Below are 16,109 nucleotides of genomic sequence, written 5' to 3' on the forward strand. Positions count from 1 at the left end.
AGTAGTTTTGCGCTTGCACTGCCGCAACAGGGATACATCAGCGTCATGCCCTTGCGCCGCAGCTCCTGGTGGACGCGGCCGTAGTGCGGCATCACATAGTCCGATTGCCGAACAGGTTTGGCAAGCAGGCGTCGCTCCAGTTCACTCTCGTCCATGGCGGCCATGGCGACCCAATCCAGTCCGGCCGCGCTGGCCAGCGTCAGATACTTGGTCACCACGCCCTTGGAAATACGCAACGCCGCCGAGACCTGCTCGTGTGTGAGTCCGGCCTCCAGTTTCAGACGTAATACGTCTTTGATCTTACGCATAGTCATCCTTGGCGCGGGCATCGTCTTCTCCGGACAAAAGTCCAGACGATACCCACGTGAGTGGGTCCTATGCGCAACACCGTCACGCCGTCATACGGCGCCGTTACGGCATCGTGAACAGCAATTCCGGACACAGACAAAATCGTTCACGTTCGAACGAAATCCGTGTTCACGCTCACCCGAATCAGCTGTTCACGATCCGCCGAAATCTGCGTTCATGTTCAGCCGAAATACCCAGTAATCATGCCTTTCGATGGTGCGAGCGTTGTCGGCACCGCGATAACTGGCGTCTGCGCACAGGTGCTTGTGGCGCCGCGACGGTGGACTCTCGCGCCAGGATTTCGGGCAGGTGCTCACCCTGCATCTTTTCGACAGCGTGGCCCAGCGATTCGGATGCCTGCGCCGCGACGTCTTCGCCGAGCCTGGCCAAAGCCACGATGCGGCCGATGCTTTCTGCAGGGCTCATGGTGGGCTTACTCATGACCCACCTCCGCATCGCAGGTATCCGTACTGGGCATTTCACGCTCGCTCAGTTCGTTGCCCAGGCCTTCAGCCAAGAGCGCCAGTTGTTCGAGCAGGCAAAATAGGCGGCTTCTTTCGATACGATCCTGAGTTTCGTCACCGTCGATTCTCGATTCGGCCAGGCGCGCCGCGCCGAGAAGCGAATTTCCGATGAACCAAGCCATTTCAGTGGGTGAGAGCTTATTCATGACTCATCTCCTTGGCCTTTTGACGCATTCCATTACACACAACTCACTCGTCCTGAAGTTCGCGTGCGTATTTGAGTCCAGAGGCAAAATCGATCACGCGCTGTAACCCCTGCCAAAGTGTTTTCACGCCGGGTTCGCCGTCACCCTTGCGGCCAAGGAAGCCGCCGAGCATGGCGACGAGTCGAATCACCTCGTTGAGACAAGGTGGTGTCTTCGGTGGCTTCTTCTTGTGAAGGATGTACGCCGCCCGCCATTCGTCGCGCTCAAACAGAAGTTCGGCCTCCAGCTCGGGACAGGTGCGACCCAGTCGCATCAGCCGGGCGATGCGCCACGCCACCACCATAAACAACGCCAACGCCCGCTCCAGCCGCTCGACCGTGGCCAGTTGCAAGGCTTCCACGCGGCAGCCGTTCTTCAGCACGTGGAAGAACATCTCGATTTCCCAGCGTGCGCGATACCAGTCAATCAGTTCGACCGCCGCCTCCAGGCCGTGGACCACCCGATTACTCAGCAGCCGCCATTGCACCGGTTCAACGCCGGCGGGTGCGCCGACTTCATGAGCAATGACACAGGTCGCAGCGAGAACGCCACCTTGACCATCCGGCAACGCCACCGATTGCGCCCGCAGCTGTTGCCGCACATCGCGTGCTGCCTGTCCGGCTCGCGATGGCAAGTGGAAGCGAATCTCACCGAGCGGCTCGCTCCGCACCACCTCGTCCCACAATTTGCCGCCATCGGGCAGACTGCGGTTATGTTGTGCGCGAATCAACCAGTCCGCCGGATGGCCCAGTTCCCGAGCCTTGACCATCAACGCCATGATGTCTGATTCGCGATCAGCCACGTAGACCAAACGCGTTTGCGGCAGCGCGTCCGCCTGTTCGGCCACGCGTTCATAGCCTTCAATCCAGCGCGTACTTTCCTTGATGTCACTGCGCTCGCCGTCCGCGTCTTTGGGTGTGCGTGCCCACATGTATGCATCAAGGACGCCCAGCGGCTCGCGGGCCGGCGTGACCGCATAGGTCGGATGCAGGTACATGCCGCGTTGCGCTTCGTACGATAGCGGCCCCAAACCATTTATCGCTTGTCCGTTAAAATCCAATTCCGTCGTGTCCTGGATACACAACACGACCGGCTCAGTGCGCATCCGCTCACGCGCGCATTGCCAATGCGGCGCAAGGATATCGCTCCACGCTAACTCCTCTTGCGCTAGAAAGCGGTAGGCCGCCGCCGTTTCCGCCCAACCGCCGCACGCACCGGGAATGCTCGCCGTAGGCTTCTCCGCCAATCGCTCCGCCAGCCGCACCGCCCGTTTGTTCAAGCGCTGATCACCCAGGTCAATATCCTTGAATTCTTTCGCCGCCCAGCTCATGGTTGTCACATCGAATCCTTGTCAGGCCGGCATCTTACGGCGACTGACCCTGCCTCGATTTCACGTACATCAAGAAGTTGTTAACTTCAAAGGTACGGAGAATCGAGATGAAAGAAGGCAGGCTGCCCAAGAGGCAGTACACAGAGCAATTCAAGGCAGAGGCTGTCAGGCTCGCGGCCTCGGTGGGCGGGCACGAAGCGGCACGGCGCCTTGGCGTGCCGGTGGCCACGCTGGGAAACTGGTCAAGGCGGAGCGTTGCCTCGGCCAGCACCGGCGTAGGGGCAGTCGCGGGGGAGGCGCCTACCCGTCGCCCCATCAGTGAGTTGGAGGCGGAGAACAGCCGCCTGCGCCGGGAATTGGCCGAAGCGAAGCTGGATGTAGAAATCCTGCGAAAAGCGACGGCGTACTTCGCCAAAGTGTCGCGATGAAGTACGCCTGGATCGACAAACATCGCGACCAGTACCCTGTTAGCCGGTTGTGCCGCGTGCTGGGTGTCTCGCGCAGCGGCTACTGCCAATGGCGCGTGCGCCCGCCCAGCAAGAGGGCGTTGGCCAATCAGGCCCTGGATGCCAAGGTGGCCGCTCTCCACCAGGCCAGCCGCCGCAGCTACGGACGTCCTCGAATCGTGCAAAGACTGCGCCAGCAGGGCCAGATCGTCGGTGCCGAGCGGGTTCGCAAAAGCCTGCGGCGCCAAGGGCTGCGGCCGGTGTACAGAAGGCCGTTCGTGGTGACTACCGACTCGGCCCACCGCCTGCCGGTGGCGCCGAACCTGCTGGATCGACGTTTCGATGGCTGGCAGCCCGACCAAGCCTGGGTGGCCGACATCACGTATGTGCCCACCGGCGAGGGCTGGCTGTATCTTGCGGCAGTGATGGACTTGGCAGGCCGGCGGATCGTGGGGTGGTCGATGTCCGAGGCCATCGATGCGGGCTTGGTATGCGCCGCGCTGCAATCGGCCTGGTGGCAACGCAAGCCCGAAAAGGGTCTGCTCGTACATACCGATCGCGGATCGCAGTATGCCAGCGGGCGCTACCGAGCGTTGGCGGCCGGCCTGGGCATCACGATGTCTATGAGCCGCAGGGCCAATGCTTGGGACAACGCACCGATGGAGAGTTTCTTCAAGACGCTGAAGGTCGAACGTGTCTACCAGGTACGCTACGAAACGCGGGCGCAGGCGCGGCTAGACATCGTCGACTGGATCGAGGGCTGGTACAACCGCCAGCGCCTGCACTCGGCCAACGGCTTCCTCGCCCCTGTCGCATGGGAGAATGCCCGTTCGGCTGCATGACTTGATGTACGTGGAAACGAGACAGGGTCAGTCATAGAGGGCTTGCTCCAAGGCATCAAGCACGAAGTCGGTTGTCATGGAAGTGCTCACGCGCCAGCCGACGATGCGCCGGGCGTAGACATCGATGACGAAGGCCACGTACAGCCAGCCTTGCCAGGTCGAGACATAGGTGAAGTCCGAGACCCAGAGCTGATTGGGTCGATCGGCCCAGAACTGACGGTTCACCCGATCGAGCGGGCGCACGGCTGTTTCATCGGGCACCGTGGTGCGCACCCGCTTGCCGCGCCGTACGCCTTGCAGACACTGGGCATGCATCAGACGTTCGACCGTGCAGCGGGCCACCACAATACCTTCGCGGTTCAGCTGCCGCCAGACCTTGTCCGCGCCGTACACCCGCAGGTTTTCCTGCCAAACCCGATGGACCTGGGGCTTGAGATGGTCATCGCGTTGGGCGCGGGCGCTGCGCAGCGACGGATCGCGCTGGCGGGCAGCATGGCGCCGGTAAGCGGACGGGGCAACCTGCAAAACCTTGCAGATCGGCTCGACCCCGTAAGCATCGCGGTGCCGGTCGATATAGGCGTTTACAGCTTGAACTTGCGGTCGAGCTCCGCCTGCGCGAAAAAAGCGCTGGCCGTGCGCAAGATATCGTTGGCTCGGCGCAGCTCTTTGTTCTCGCGCTGCAACCGCTTGAGCTCGTCGCGTTCGCTGCTTGTCAGCCCTTCGCGCTTGCCATTGTCGATCTCCTGGCGCTTGACCCAGGTCAGCAGGGTCTGCGATGAACAGCCAATCTTCGGCGCGATCGACTCGACCGCCAGCCACAGCGATGGGTAGTCCGCACGGTGCTCCTGCACCAGGCGCACCGCCCGTTCACGCACTTCCGGGGAAAACTTGCTCGTATTGCTCTTGCTCATGGCTCTATTCTCTCAAGAGTTAGAGCCTCCGCAAAACCCGGGGCGGTTCAGCCTGCGCCATCTCGAGCAGATAGACCGTGGCCCAGGCTTTCGAGGTATCGGCAGCGCGAGCAGTCTCCAGCGCAACCTCCAAGGCCGAAAGCAAAATGCAATGGACCTGATTCAAGACGTCTTCTACCGACGCGCCAGCCCTGACGCTGAAAAGATGGTCACCTTTTGATCCGAGAGGAAAGAAAGATTGCGCAGACGTGCGCGAGTGATGGTTAGCCATGATGGCCTCCTTGAGTAGCGTTGAAGCTGTTCCCGCTGTCAAACGGGTGGGCAGCAGACGGCGGGTTGACAGACCGGCACTCAAGGAAACCGGCAGCCCGAAGGCTCCCACCGCTGCCGCCCATAGAAGGCGTGCATCGGCTACGGACGTAAAAAATCCGCCGGGTGGCGGAACGTCCGCCTTGAGTATTTCTGGCTGTCAAACCAGGCCCACGATGTTTCGCGGGCGAGTCAAAATTATGCGACTGGACGCGACGTGCGTCAATATCTAAGTGCTTATATAATCATTTGCATGAAACCCCTCCGCTTCATTGGCTCCGCGCAGGACGATTTGCGTAACTTCCCTGCTGAGGCTCGGCGCCATGCCGGATTTGAGTTGGATGCCATACAGCGCGGGTTGATGCCCTCGGACTTCAAACCGCTGGTAACCGTCGGGCCCGGGGCCTATGAAGTGCGCATCCACGTTGAAGGGGAGTGGCGCGTGGTCTACGTGGCGAAGTTCGAGGATGCAGTGTACGTACTGCACGCTTTCCAGAAAAAGACACAGAAGCCCCCCAAGACGGACATTGAGATTGCAGCGCGCCGCTACCGGCAAATCGGAGGTTGAGCTATGAATGAAACCATCATCGAATCGAGCGGCAACGTGTTTACCGATCTCGGCTTTTCCAGCGAAGAGGCTACGCTGCTCAAGCTGCGTGCGGACCTCATGGCATCGCTGCGCGAGACGATCGAGGCGCGTGGCTGGACGCAAGCACAGGCAGCGACAGTATTGGGCATCGGTCAGCCGCGCGTATCCGACCTGGTGCGCGGCAAATGGGACAAGTTCAGCCTCGATATGTTGATGGCTCTTGCGGTCAGGGCCGGAATGCATCCACGCTTGGCGCTCGAAGCCGCATAACACAAGGCCGGCGGCATGCGCGGAAAGTAGAGCCTATGAGCTATCTCTTTTAAACGTAGGGGACTCGCCGCAACTAAGCCGAAGACAAGGGGCACGGACTGCAGCCGTTCGACCAGACTTAGAATTTATCCGTAAATAGGTAAAATGCCGAACTGAGCCGCATTGGGCGCGGCGATGGATCGACATTTTGGCCAAACGTGTTGAGTCGTGGGTGGTGACCGATGAGTTCTGGCGGCGGGTGGAGCCGTTGATTCCTGCGCGCTCGGCCGCAGACAAGATCTATGTACGCAAGCCAGGGGCTGGCCGGCCACCCAAGCCGGCTCGGCTGGTGTTCGAGGCGATCGTCTACGTGCTGCGCACGGGCTGCCAGTGGAAAGCGCTACCCAAGGAGCGCTTCGGCAGTGCAAGCGCCATCCACAAGCGATTCCTTGAGTGGGAGGCCGCGGGATTTTTCCAAGCCCTGTGGAAGGCGGGCCTGGCCGAGTACGACCAGATGCAGGGCATTGCCTGGCGCTGGCAGAGTGTCGACGGCGCGATGATGAAAGCGCCGCTAGCGCAGCAAGCCGTCGGCCCCAACCCGACCGATCGGGGAAAAAAAAGGCAGCAAGCGCCACCTGTTGGTGGACGGCCGTGGTGTCCCGTTGTCGCTCGTCGTGACCGGGGCGAACGTCCATGACTGCAAGCGGCTTGACGAGGTGCTCACCACCATCGTCGTCAGGCGCAAGGGGCCGCCGCATCGGCGAAACAAGCATCTGTGCGCCGACGCGGGCTACCGTGGGGCCGAGCACCTTCGCACTATCGAGCGCAACGGCTACATCCCTCATGTCGTCGGTCGACGTACCGAAGCCGACATCAAGCAGCACGATCCGACCAAGAAGGCACGGCGCTGGGTCGTCGAGGTCTGCCATAGCTGGTTCAATCGCTTCCGCAAGCTGCTCGTGCGCTACGAGAAACTCGAGCGTAGCTTCGTCGCCCTCAACCACCTTGCCGCGGCAATCATCGCCTTTCGCAAAGTACCTGCCAGCGTCAATATAATTTACGGATAAGTTCTTAGATGGCGCCTACCGCCAGCACCGGCACGTCAATTGCCTCGGTGCCATCGAACGAGTGCGCTGCAACGCACAGTATTGCCCACTGCGACATTCTATAATTCAATATCAGCGATTCAATCCTAAATTTTAGATAAATGAACCTCTCAACGCCGTGTCGTATTGCTGTTCTGATTCCATGTCTGAATGAAGCTCAAACCATTACGGACGTTGTCAGCGACTTTCAACGTGTGCTACCCGATGCATTGATATACGTGTTTGATAACAATTCGACTGACGACACTGTCAAATGCGCGCGTGAAGCTGGTGCGATGATTCGAGAGGTGCGTCTGCGAGGCAAGGGGAACGTGATTCGCCGCATGTTCGCCGATGTTGAGGCGGACATTTACGTCATGGTTGACGGTGATGGCACCTACGCTGCTGAAGCGGCGGTGCAGATGATCGAGAAACTGCGAACTGAAGGACTCGATATGGTCGTCGGAGCGCGGAAAAGCGAAGAGCAGGCCGCTTATCGATTCGGGCATCAGTTCGGCAACATCTTACTTACTCGATGCGTCGCATCGGTGTTTGGCGACACGTTCACAGATATGCTCTCGGGTTACCGTGTATTCTCCCGGCGCTACGTCAAGTCATTCCCCGCACATGCATCTGGCTTCGAGACAGAAACTGAGCTGACCGTGCATGCCCTGGAACTACGAATGCCCGTGGGGGAAATCACTACCGTCTACAAGGCGCGTCCCGAAGGATCCGCCAGTAAGCTCAATACCTATCGCGATGGATTCCGTATCCTCGTCATGATCGCCAGGCTTTTCAGAACTGAGAAACCATTGACGTTTTTTTCGTTGGGCGCGGCAATCTGTGCGCTGTTTTCTATCGTACTTGCTATTCCATTGTTCGTTACCTATCTCCAAATTGGACTTGTTCCGCGATATCCAACAGCCATGTTGTGTGCCGCGCTTATGTTGCTCGGCATGTTGTTTCTTGTCTGTGGCTTGATTCTTGATACCGTGACCCGCGGTCGCATCGAGGCGAAACAGCTTGCCTATTTAATGATTCCTGGGCCTGGTTCTTGATGATCAACAGGCAGTTTGCGCTGTTTGCGATTGCAGGAGCAATTGGCTTTTTAGTGGATGTCGCGGTGCTCTACGCGGCGCTCGCCTGTGGATTCAATTTTTTTTCGGGAAGAGGATTGTCCTTTCTTGCTGCAGTCTGGACAACCTGGGTCATCAATCGTCGCCATGCGTTTCGCCAGCAAGCCGCGAAATCAATTTTTGCCGAATGGTGGCGCTACTTTTGTTCGATGCTTGGTGGCGCAAGCGTCAACTATGTGACCTACTCACTTATCGTCATCCACCTTCACAACGGACGCTTTGTACCTCTCATTGGGGTGGCGTTCGGATCTATCGCGGGAATATTCGTGAATTTTTTCGCGGCGAAGCACTGGGTGTTCAGGCGATAAGCAAAATCTTCATTCATATCGACGATATAACCAAGTCTGATAAATGTCATTTTCCCGCTTCCTTCCGGACATGAGTCAAAAGCGCTCGCTGAAGATCGCGTGCTGGATAGTTCCGCTGGTTTTTGGCGTCTACTCCTTGATGCAAGGCGCTGATTCAAATTGGGATCTACGTAACTACCATCTGTACAACGCGTTTGCTGCGTTACATGGAAAACTAACAATCGACTTGGCTCCGGCCGCCATGCAGAGCTATTTCAATCCTCTGCTCGATATCCCCTATTACATAATGGCTATGTCGCTACCGGCTGTATTCGTCGGGTTCGCGATGGGGGTACTGCATGGATGCAATTTCGTGCTGATTCTCGCAATCTGCCATCGAGTACTGGCCGATTTGCCGACTCCATGTCGTAATCGAACGGCATTCTGGCTAGCGTTGTCGGGGTGCTTTACCGCCAATTTTATGTCAGGGATTGGTAATTCTATGGGCGACAACACCACGTCGCTCTTCAGCCTTGCTTCCCTGCTGATCATCCTGTCCGTGTTGCCGCAAATGGGTAAGTTCAATTTTCGCGTCGCACTGATCATCCTAATGGGAGGGGTGGTTTCTGGTCTCGGCGCAGGGTTGAAACTCACTACCGTGGTTTACTCTGCCGCATTGTGCGCGGGGCTGCTGTTTGTCTCTCTATCGGCGTCGGCGAGACTACGTGTTGCGTTCATATTCGGTCTGGGCGTACTGCTAGGATTGGCCACGACAGGCGGATTCTGGCTCTTCAAGATGTGGCACATGTACGGGAATCCGATTTATCCACAATACAGCTCAATTTTCCCTAGCCCTCTGACTTATCCTGTCGGTGCCGTCGATGCCAAGTGGTTCCCTCATTCGTTTTGGGAGGCCCTGGTTTTTCCGTTCGTTTTTTCTATCGACTCCGAGCGTACCGGGCAAATCAGGCTGCACCAGGCAATATGGGCAATTGCGTATATCGTCTTTTGGTGGTGGCTTGCCACGGTTTTTCTACGACGTCGTCGCAATATCGAAAATGTCCCAGAATTTACCACTCCAACTGGATACGTTGTTGTCTATGTCTGCATCGGGTACCTGTTGTGGATGAAACTTTTCAGCATTCAGCGCTACCTGGTATCCATTGAAATCTGCGCACCTCTCTTTCTCTATCTGCTGTTCACTCAGATTTTGGGAAGGTATCGGGCACAAAAAGTATCCACCGTGTTGCTTACGATCAGTTCGCTTGGTGTTCTTATCGGGGGTGCGCATACGTGGGGACATGATCGTTGGGCTTGGAAAATGTTTTCAGTCGATGTGCCTGCGATTGCACAACCGACGAAAGCTACCGTTCTTCTAACGTCGGGGGATCCACCAATGGCCTGGTTGGTTCCCATGTTTCCGGATAAGCTTGCGTTTGCCTCGCTTGAAGGTCCCTTTCCGCGGGCAATGCCTGCATATGATGAAAAAATTCATCATATAGTTATGACACGTGGAGGAACGACTTATGCATTGATTCCAGGCTACTGGCGTCAGGGCGTGGAAAACATAACTAAGGATGCGATAGAACAGAACACGGCCAAGTCTGTACTATTGAGCTATGGGTTCAAACTTAATAAAGAATCCTGTCGGACCTATCTTGGGCATATTGGATCAGGCACTTATCCTTACCAGTGGTGCTATATATCAGAATTGAAAATTGGTCTTGTTCACGCCCCCCCCGCGGCAGAATAGTTGTCGCCTCCATAGATCACCCCCAGGGGGCGGCGATGAAGGCCATCGTAGGAACTCGGCGTGTACACCCACAGGTAGGCCCGATGCGTCTTGCCTTTGTTGCCGGGCTTGAGCATCTGCACTGGCGTCTCGTCGGCATGCAGCACACCCGCTCAAGCACCTCGGCCTCGATCGCACCGACCAGTGGCTGCAAGCGTAGCCCGCAGATGCCGACCCATTCGCCCAATACTACAATCATGATCGCTATACTGCGGGAGAATATTCAGGCACATAGTGCTTTAGTCGCTGCTTGGTCTCCGCTTCCCCGTAAAACGGCATCGCTAGCCAAGCGTCTATCTCTTGCAACCATGACTCGTTCGCCGAGTGATCTGGCTTTGCGACGCGAAGTTTCGGATGTGGTGTCGCCAGCGTGTGTTCGCTGTCAGCCAGCAGTTCTTCGTAAAGCTTTTCACCTGGACGCAACCCGGTGACTTCGATTCGGATTTCACTTTCGGTGTAGCCGGACAAACGGATCATGTCCCGCGCTAGATCATAAATGCGAACAGGTTCACCCATGTCGAGCACGACGATGCGCCCTCCCTCTTCCCCTTGGCTCGCCTGCAACGCGGCCTGCAGCACAAGCTGACAAGCTTCTGGGATCAACATGAAATAGCGTGTGATTTCGCGATGCGTCACGGTAACGGGGCCGCCGGCAGCAATCTGTTCTCGAAATTTGGGAATGACACTGCCGCTGCTGCCCAGGACATTGCCAAAACGCACCATCACAAACCGTGTGGAAGGGGATATTGATTGGATGACCTGGCAGACGCGCTCGGCCAGACGTTTGGTAGCGCCCATAACATTGGTCGGATTAACCGCTTTGTCTGTCGAGATCAGCACAAATTCTCGCACGCCGTGCCGGACAGCCGCGCGCGCAAGGCAAAGCGTGCCTTGTACATTGTTGCGCACAGCTTGCCATGCATTGAAATTTTCCATCAATGGCACGTGCTTATAGGCTGCGGCATGAAACACGATCGCTGGCTTATATTCGGCAAAAACGGACTCGAGCAATGCCGCATCTTTGACATCGCTAACTATGTATGCCCCCGCAATTTTGGGGAAGATCGTCGAGAACTCTTGCTCGATCCGGTACAAGGCAAACTCGGATAGCTCTAGGAAAACAACGCGAGAAGGTGCATAACGGCCGATCTGACGACACAACTCGGAACCGATGGAACCGCCCGCCCCGCTAACTAACACGACCTGCCCCACAAACAAACTGGAAAGGCCAGCATCATCAAGCTGCACCGGGTCGCGCCCCAGCAAGTCTTCCAGTTCGACACGGCGCATTTGCGATACCGAGACCTTGCCATCGAGCAGATCGCTAGGCGGTGGCAAGATCATTACCTTGAGTCCGGCATCGACGGCCATCTCGGTAGCGCGGCGGCGCACGCCCGCAGAGACCGACGACATCGCCACGATGGCATGTTCAGTTCCGAAACGCTTCGCCTGCGCCGCGATATCAGCAAAACCGCCCACGATGGGAACATTGAGAATGTTCGACCCCAGCTTGCGCGGATCATCGTCAAGCAAGGCTACAGCCCGCCAATTCGGATTACGAACCAAATCGCGCAACAACGCCGCAGCCGCCGTGCCTGCTCCCATAATGATTACCGGAGCCGCATTCAGCTGGCCTGGCGAAACCAAGGCCCCATCCTTCCAGGCTCGATAGAAGAAGCGGCTTCCCCCCATAATCAGAACCAACAAAATAGGATCGAGAACCAGCACCGAACGTGGAACATCGACCAAACGGTTGACCATGAACAAAACCATAGGCACCGCCAGCGCCGATACACCAACGGCCAGCACGATTCGCCGCAAATCCGGAATGCTGGCAAAGCGCCAAATACCGCGATATAAGCCGAAACCATAAAACGCAACGCCTTGAACTGGCACCACCCAGACAAGGTAGGACCACATCATTTGCGCATACTGGTATGGCGCGTCCAAATTGAAGCGGAACCAATAAGCCAAAAGCCACGCGATGGCGGCAGCAAAGAGATCGTGCAGCGTTGCGACTAAAGATCGAGGATTCAAGATTTTCTAATCCGATCTCCGCTACCCTTGCCGAGAACTGTCATCAGCAGATAGCGGAAGTACATAGCAATATTCAATTCAGCAAGCATTTTACGGTCTGTCTCGGCCAGCAATTGAGGGGTGGACATGTCGATGCCGTTGACCTGCGCCAGCCCGGTAATGCCTGGTCGAGCCTCAAACACGCCCTGCGCCGCGCGGGCGGCGATCAATTCGGTCTGGTTGAACAGGCAGGGGCGCGGCCCGACCAGACTCATGTCCCCACGCAAGACATTCCATAGCTGGGGCAGCTCGTCCAGCTTGGAGCGGCGCAGAAATCCGCCAAGCGGCGTAATGGCGGAAGCATCGGCCAGATGCGTCGCCACCGAAGCCGTATCGGGTCGCATCGTCCTGAATTTCAACAGTGTGAAGGGGCGCTGATGCCGCCCGACCCGTGTCTGGAGAAAAAAGGGCGAACCGGTGTCGAACAACCCCATAACGGTCAGGACGACCAGGACAGGCGAGCCGAAAACCAGGCCGAAAAAAGCAAATATCACATCGAGAACGCGGATCATTTGGCCATCTTTTTTAATTGATCATCCATGGATACGACAGGCGTCCAGCCGAGCATAGCGCGCGTTTTTGACACATCGACCACCAGCGACCCCAGCAGGCGATCAGCCGCCGGACACTTTCCCAGCGACGCGGCGCAAAAGCGCAGCCAGCTCGCGGGCACCGGAACTAGGCGTCCCGGCAGGCCGTAGGCGGCCGCGACTTTACGCAGCAATACGGTAGTCGAGACCACTTCCGCATCGGACACCATGAACACCTGGTTTGCCGCGGCCGGGTGCGCCAGGCAGGTCGCGATTAAGTCGACCAGATTGTCCAGCGCGACCAGACTGCGGCGATTATCGACCGCCCCCAAAGGCAACGGAATGCCGCGCCGAACGGCGCGCAGCATAGCCTGGAAATTTCCTCGGACCCCTGGGCCATATACCAGCGGCGGGCGGATCACGACGAACTCCATGCCAGTCCGCGCGCACAGCTCCCGCAAGGCTTGTTCGGTCTCCAGCTTGGACATGCCGTAGGCGTCTTCGGGCGCGGGGACGTCATCGGTCGTAAATGCCCGGCCTAGCGGCGTGGACTCCCCATTGACCTTGACACTACTCAGAAACACGAAGCGCTTCACGCCGGCCTCGGCTGCCTGCCTTGCCAGGTTACGCGTGCCTTCGACATTGACCTTGCGAAACGCGGCGAGAGGATCGCTAGCCGTATCGCGCATTACATGAACGCGCGCCGCCAGGTGCACGACCACATCCACTCCCTGCAAGGCGCCGCGCCAATCGACATCCTCCGCGAGGTCGCCGACAACCACCGGCGTGATCTTCCTGGAAAACGTCCGCGACGTTCTCAGCGCGGCCACGACCTCCCCCCCGCGCGCCGCCCACTCGCTGCAAAACGCCTGGCCGACAAAACCGGACGCGCCGGTCACCAATACACGAAGGCCCATCAGATCAACACCCCTTTCCCGCATGCCTGCCGACCACGCTCAAGACTGCACAGAACAAAAAGAAAGCGACCCTATCCATCGCCCGACGGCGGCATGAACCCGCCTGCATCGCCAGCCACAGCAACCCCAATCGGCCGCCGTGCAAACCGCGCCTCACGACAGGCGCATCGTCCTGGCCGACCAGCCGCGCGATCAGCGCGGCCTGCTCCAGCCACCAGCCGTCGAATACCTTGGCCAGACGGCGCTTGATCGTCGCCCAGCCGGCATTGGCTCCCATTTCATTGTTGCCGTGCTGGCGATAAAGCAAGCCGGGGGAGGCATCCATTACCCACCGGAACCCCTGGGACCGCGCGAACGCATACACGAACCAATCATGCAGGGCGACCGCCTGCATGTCCGGCCAGCATGCCCGGACTCTGGCCTGCGCAGCCTGGGCCAGCCTGGACGACAGCACATAAGTGCATCCCGGGCCGGCGGCCTCGAAAAGGAAATCCCACTTGCGCTGCCGCTGCGCCTTGTCTATCAGCAACCGGCGGCCATCCGGCCAGAATGCCGTGACATTGCTCGAATACGCATCGGCGTCGCTCTCCCGAATGCTGGCGCAGGCCCGCTCGAGCTTGTCCTGCAGCCAAAGATCGTCCTGATCCGCGAAGCACATATAGTCGTAATCCGAAAAATCGACATCGCGCAACAAGCGGAAGAAATTGCGGCCCGCACTGCCGAAACGGTCCCCGTGCGGCAGCACCACGACACGCGCATCCCGCGAGGCATAAGCATCGATCCAGGCTTCCGTGCCATCGGAAGACGCATCGACACTGACGAATACGGTAGGCGCCACCCCACGCTGATCAAGGATTGAGCGCATCTGCTCCGGCAGCCACCCCACGCCGTTATAGGCCGCGAGACAGACCGCGATCTTTGGAACGATCTCACGCCGCGCGTCCGGTCCTCTTACGGTCAACGATAACGAGCTACCCAAATCATTAAGCAAGAGAAATTAATTCCAAACTCACAATCTATTAGGAAATCCGCATTTCTGCGGCAAGAAACGGTAGCGTACCGGGCACAGAAGCAGCAATGTAACTGACAAAAATCTGAAACACGTAGCGTAAGCCGTATCTAACCCTAGTCAGGGACTACAATTATCGCCCTGGCTTGGTCATGTTGTGGCTGACGTCGGACACTAGCCCAGCTTAGCTGCGCTCGGCGGCACAGTTATTTTATGCGTAACCTATTGATAAATATGAATATTTCCAATAAAAAGATTGCAATCGTTGGTCTAGGGTACGTAGGTTTGCCGCTTGCTGTCGAGTTCGGCAAGCATCGGCCAGTTCTGGGGTTTGACATCAACCAGGCGCGCGTAGCCCAGCTCGAGGCCGGCCATGACAACACGCTCGAAGTCGCCCCCGCGGATCTGGTCTCGGCCAGACAGCTCAGCTATAGCAGCAACCGCGAAGATCTCAAGAGCTGCGATATCTTCATCGTCACCGTCCCGACTCCGATCGACCAGGCCAACCGCCCCGACCTGACGCCGCTGGTCAAGGCCAGCGAAACCGTCGGCAGCGCCCTCAAGGCCGGCGCCATCGTCATCTATGAGTCGACGGTCTATCCGGGCTGCACCGAAGAAATCTGCGTGCCCATCCTCGAACAAAAATCCGGGCTGAAATTCAACCAGGACTTTTTCTGCGGCTACAGCCCCGAGCGCATCAACCCGGGCGACAAGGTCAACACGCTGACCAAGATCCGCAAGATCACCAGCGGCTCGACTCCGGAAGTCGCCAAGGCAGTCGACTCCCTTTACGGCAGCATCATCACGGCCGGCACCTTTCCGGCCGCCAGCCTGCGCGTGGCCGAAGCTGCCAAGGTCATCGAGAACACGCAGCGCGACCTCAATATCGCGCTGGTCAACGAACTGTCCGTCATCTTCGACCGCCTGGGCATCGACACCATCGACGTGCTCGAGGCCGCGGGCAGCAAGTGGAACTTCCTGCCTTTCAGGCCCGGCATGGTCGGCGGCCACTGCATCGGCGTCGACCCTTATTACCTCACACACAAGGCTGAAGAAGTCGGCTACCACCCGCAGGTCATCCTGGCTGGCCGCCGCATCAACGACAACATGGCCCGCTACTGCGCGCGCAACGTCATCAAGCTCATGCTGAAAAACGGCATCGACGTCTCGCGCAGCACCGTGGGCGTCATGGGCGTCACGTTCAAGGAAAACTGCCCCGACATCCGCAACAGCAAGGTTGCCGATCTCATCAAAGAACTCAGGCAGTGGAACGTCAATGTCGTCGTCAGCGACCCCTGGGCCGACACCGAGGAAGTCAAACACGAATACGGCATCGAGCTCGGCGCCATTGACGCCGACCATCCGGTCGATTCGCTGGTCGTGGCGGTCGGTCACAACGAATTTCGCCAATCCACGCCGGCGGCGCTGCGCGCCCTGTGCCGCGGCGACAAGCCCGTCCTCGCCGACGTGAAGGCCTTGTTCGACCGCAACGAAGCAGGCGAGGCCGGCTTCACCGTCTTTCGCCTGTAATCCCATCCAAAGGG

At 58.2% G+C, this 16,109-nt stretch carries 16 protein-coding genes, 4 pseudogenes and 1 other annotated feature; of the genes and pseudogenes, 8 read left to right on the forward strand and 12 right to left on the reverse strand.

The annotated features are described in order from the left end of the window. Positions 1-38: 38 nt before the first annotated feature. The 4 genes and pseudogenes from H143_RS0105620 to H143_RS0105635 all read right to left on the reverse strand — a co-directional run. Positions 39-308, reverse strand: a pseudogene (locus H143_RS0105620) (IS21 family transposase); the annotation flags it as partial. Positions 309-548: 240 nt separating this feature from the next. Beyond that, a pseudogene (locus H143_RS22375) lies at positions 549-641 on the reverse strand (IS5/IS1182 family transposase); the annotation flags it as partial. 140 nt (positions 642-781) lie between these two features. Next, the gene (locus H143_RS0105630; protein WP_019937261.1) at positions 782-994 is read right to left on the reverse strand and encodes a hypothetical protein; all 213 of its coding nucleotides are present in this window, start codon (positions 992-994) and stop codon (positions 782-784) included. Between the two features lie 67 nt (positions 995-1,061). After that, positions 1,062-2,387 (reverse strand): IS4 family transposase, encoded by a 1,326-nt coding sequence (locus H143_RS0105635; protein WP_019937262.1) that lies wholly within the window; start codon positions 2,385-2,387, stop codon positions 1,062-1,064. A gap of 107 nt (positions 2,388-2,494) precedes the next feature. Between H143_RS0105635 and H143_RS0105645 the strand changes: the two genes are divergently transcribed. Then, a protein-coding gene (locus H143_RS0105645; protein WP_155803331.1) for an IS3 family transposase occupies positions 2,495-3,675 on the forward strand; the annotation gives its coding sequence in 2 pieces (ribosomal slippage) (positions 2,495-2,783 and positions 2,783-3,675; 1,182 coding nt in all). A 27-nt stretch (positions 3,676-3,702) separates the two neighbouring features. On the opposite strand, the gene H143_RS21955 is transcribed toward H143_RS0105645, so the two are convergent. The 3 genes and pseudogenes from H143_RS21955 to H143_RS0105660 all read right to left on the reverse strand — a co-directional run bounded on the left by H143_RS21955 (position 3,703) and on the right by H143_RS0105660 (position 4,857). Next, positions 3,703-4,458, reverse strand: coding sequence for an IS3 family transposase (locus H143_RS21955; RefSeq protein WP_231378550.1), 756 nt, complete (start codon positions 4,456-4,458; stop codon positions 3,703-3,705). Then, positions 4,186-4,302: a sequence feature (AL1L pseudoknot), on the reverse strand. Its footprint overlaps the gene before it by 117 nt. Further along, positions 4,383-4,586, reverse strand: a pseudogene (locus tag H143_RS22880) (IS3 family transposase); the annotation flags it as partial. The pseudogene H143_RS22880 and the gene H143_RS21955, both read right to left, overlap by 76 nt. Before the next feature lie 19 nt (positions 4,587-4,605). Further along, complete coding sequence (locus tag H143_RS0105660) at positions 4,606-4,857, reverse strand: DUF3077 domain-containing protein (RefSeq protein WP_019937267.1); 252 nt, start codon at positions 4,855-4,857, stop codon at positions 4,606-4,608. A 291-nt stretch (positions 4,858-5,148) separates the two neighbouring features. Here H143_RS0105660 and H143_RS0105665 point away from each other — a divergent pair, with 291 nt between their 5' ends. From H143_RS0105665 to H143_RS20040, 6 genes are all read left to right on the forward strand, one after another. Beyond that, complete coding sequence (locus tag H143_RS0105665; RefSeq protein WP_019937268.1) at positions 5,149-5,463, forward strand: type II toxin-antitoxin system RelE/ParE family toxin; 315 nt, start codon at positions 5,149-5,151, stop codon at positions 5,461-5,463. A gap of 3 nt (positions 5,464-5,466) precedes the next feature. Continuing rightward, complete coding sequence (locus H143_RS0105670) at positions 5,467-5,754, forward strand: helix-turn-helix domain-containing protein (protein WP_019937269.1); 288 nt, start codon at positions 5,467-5,469, stop codon at positions 5,752-5,754. 187 nt (positions 5,755-5,941) lie between these two features. After that, a protein-coding gene (locus H143_RS21960; protein WP_155803332.1) for an IS5 family transposase occupies positions 5,942-6,800 on the forward strand; the annotation gives its coding sequence in 2 pieces (ribosomal slippage) (positions 5,942-6,354 and positions 6,353-6,800; 861 coding nt in all). Between the two features lie 140 nt (positions 6,801-6,940). Next, on the forward strand, positions 6,941-7,876 hold the full coding sequence (locus H143_RS0105690; protein ID WP_026349767.1) for a glycosyltransferase: 936 nt from the start codon (positions 6,941-6,943) through the stop codon (positions 7,874-7,876). Beyond that, positions 7,876-8,262, forward strand: coding sequence for a GtrA family protein (locus tag H143_RS0105695; protein ID WP_019937272.1), 387 nt, complete (start codon positions 7,876-7,878; stop codon positions 8,260-8,262). The genes H143_RS0105690 and H143_RS0105695 overlap by 1 nt, the downstream gene beginning before the upstream one ends. A gap of 43 nt (positions 8,263-8,305) precedes the next feature. Next, complete coding sequence (locus H143_RS20040; RefSeq protein WP_231378460.1) at positions 8,306-9,994, forward strand: hypothetical protein; 1,689 nt, start codon at positions 8,306-8,308, stop codon at positions 9,992-9,994. A 62-nt stretch (positions 9,995-10,056) separates the two neighbouring features. On the opposite strand, the pseudogene H143_RS22380 reads toward H143_RS20040, so the two are convergent. The 5 genes and pseudogenes from H143_RS22380 to H143_RS0105725 all read right to left on the reverse strand — a co-directional run. Beyond that, a pseudogene (locus H143_RS22380) lies at positions 10,057-10,220 on the reverse strand (transposase); the annotation flags it as partial. Between the two features lie 17 nt (positions 10,221-10,237). Then, on the reverse strand, positions 10,238-12,070 hold the full coding sequence (locus H143_RS0105710; protein WP_019937275.1) for a nucleoside-diphosphate sugar epimerase/dehydratase: 1,833 nt from the start codon (positions 12,068-12,070) through the stop codon (positions 10,238-10,240). Next, entirely contained in the window at positions 12,067-12,621 is a 555-nt protein-coding gene (locus H143_RS0105715; RefSeq protein ID WP_019937276.1) for a sugar transferase, read from the reverse strand. The genes H143_RS0105710 and H143_RS0105715 overlap by 4 nt, the downstream gene beginning before the upstream one ends. Further along, a complete protein-coding gene (locus H143_RS0105720) occupies positions 12,618-13,556 on the reverse strand; it encodes an SDR family oxidoreductase (RefSeq protein ID WP_019937277.1) in 939 nt (312 codons plus the stop codon). The genes H143_RS0105715 and H143_RS0105720 overlap by 4 nt, the downstream gene beginning before the upstream one ends. A 4-nt stretch (positions 13,557-13,560) precedes the next feature. Beyond that, positions 13,561-14,547, reverse strand: a complete 987-nt coding sequence (locus H143_RS0105725; RefSeq protein WP_369751077.1) for a glycosyltransferase — start codon at positions 14,545-14,547, stop codon at positions 13,561-13,563. 252 nt (positions 14,548-14,799) lie between these two features. Between H143_RS0105725 and H143_RS0105730 the strand changes: the two genes are divergently transcribed. Continuing rightward, complete coding sequence (locus H143_RS0105730; RefSeq protein ID WP_026349771.1) at positions 14,800-16,095, forward strand: nucleotide sugar dehydrogenase; 1,296 nt, start codon at positions 14,800-14,802, stop codon at positions 16,093-16,095. Positions 16,096-16,109 lie beyond the last annotated feature (14 nt).

Origin of the sequence: Bordetella sp. FB-8 (assembly GCF_000382185.1) — a bacterium.
GTDB lineage: Bacteria > Pseudomonadota > Gammaproteobacteria > Burkholderiales > Burkholderiaceae_B > Bordetella.

Bases quoted from the DNA above. Each gene is read 5' to 3' on its own strand.
- H143_RS0105630 (WP_019937261.1), bottom strand. From the start codon at position 994: ATGGCTTGGTTCATCGGAAATTCGCTTCTCGGCGCGGCGCGCCTGGCC.
- H143_RS0105635 (WP_019937262.1), bottom strand. From the start codon at position 2,387: ATGAGCTGGGCGGCGAAAGAATTCAAGGATATTGACCTGGGTGATCAG.
- H143_RS0105660 (WP_019937267.1), bottom strand. From the start codon at position 4,857: ATGGCTAACCATCACTCGCGCACGTCTGCGCAATCTTTCTTTCCTCTC.
- H143_RS0105665 (WP_019937268.1), top strand. From the start codon at position 5,149: ATGAAACCCCTCCGCTTCATTGGCTCCGCGCAGGACGATTTGCGTAAC.
- H143_RS0105670 (WP_019937269.1), top strand. From the start codon at position 5,467: ATGAATGAAACCATCATCGAATCGAGCGGCAACGTGTTTACCGATCTC.
- H143_RS0105690 (WP_026349767.1), top strand. From the start codon at position 6,941: ATGAACCTCTCAACGCCGTGTCGTATTGCTGTTCTGATTCCATGTCTG.
- H143_RS0105695 (WP_019937272.1), top strand. From the start codon at position 7,876: ATGATCAACAGGCAGTTTGCGCTGTTTGCGATTGCAGGAGCAATTGGC.
- H143_RS20040 (WP_231378460.1), top strand. From the start codon at position 8,306: ATGTCATTTTCCCGCTTCCTTCCGGACATGAGTCAAAAGCGCTCGCTG.
- H143_RS0105715 (WP_019937276.1), bottom strand. From the start codon at position 12,621: ATGATCCGCGTTCTCGATGTGATATTTGCTTTTTTCGGCCTGGTTTTC.
- H143_RS0105720 (WP_019937277.1), bottom strand. From the start codon at position 13,556: ATGGGCCTTCGTGTATTGGTGACCGGCGCGTCCGGTTTTGTCGGCCAG.
- H143_RS0105730 (WP_026349771.1), top strand. From the start codon at position 14,800: ATGAATATTTCCAATAAAAAGATTGCAATCGTTGGTCTAGGGTACGTA.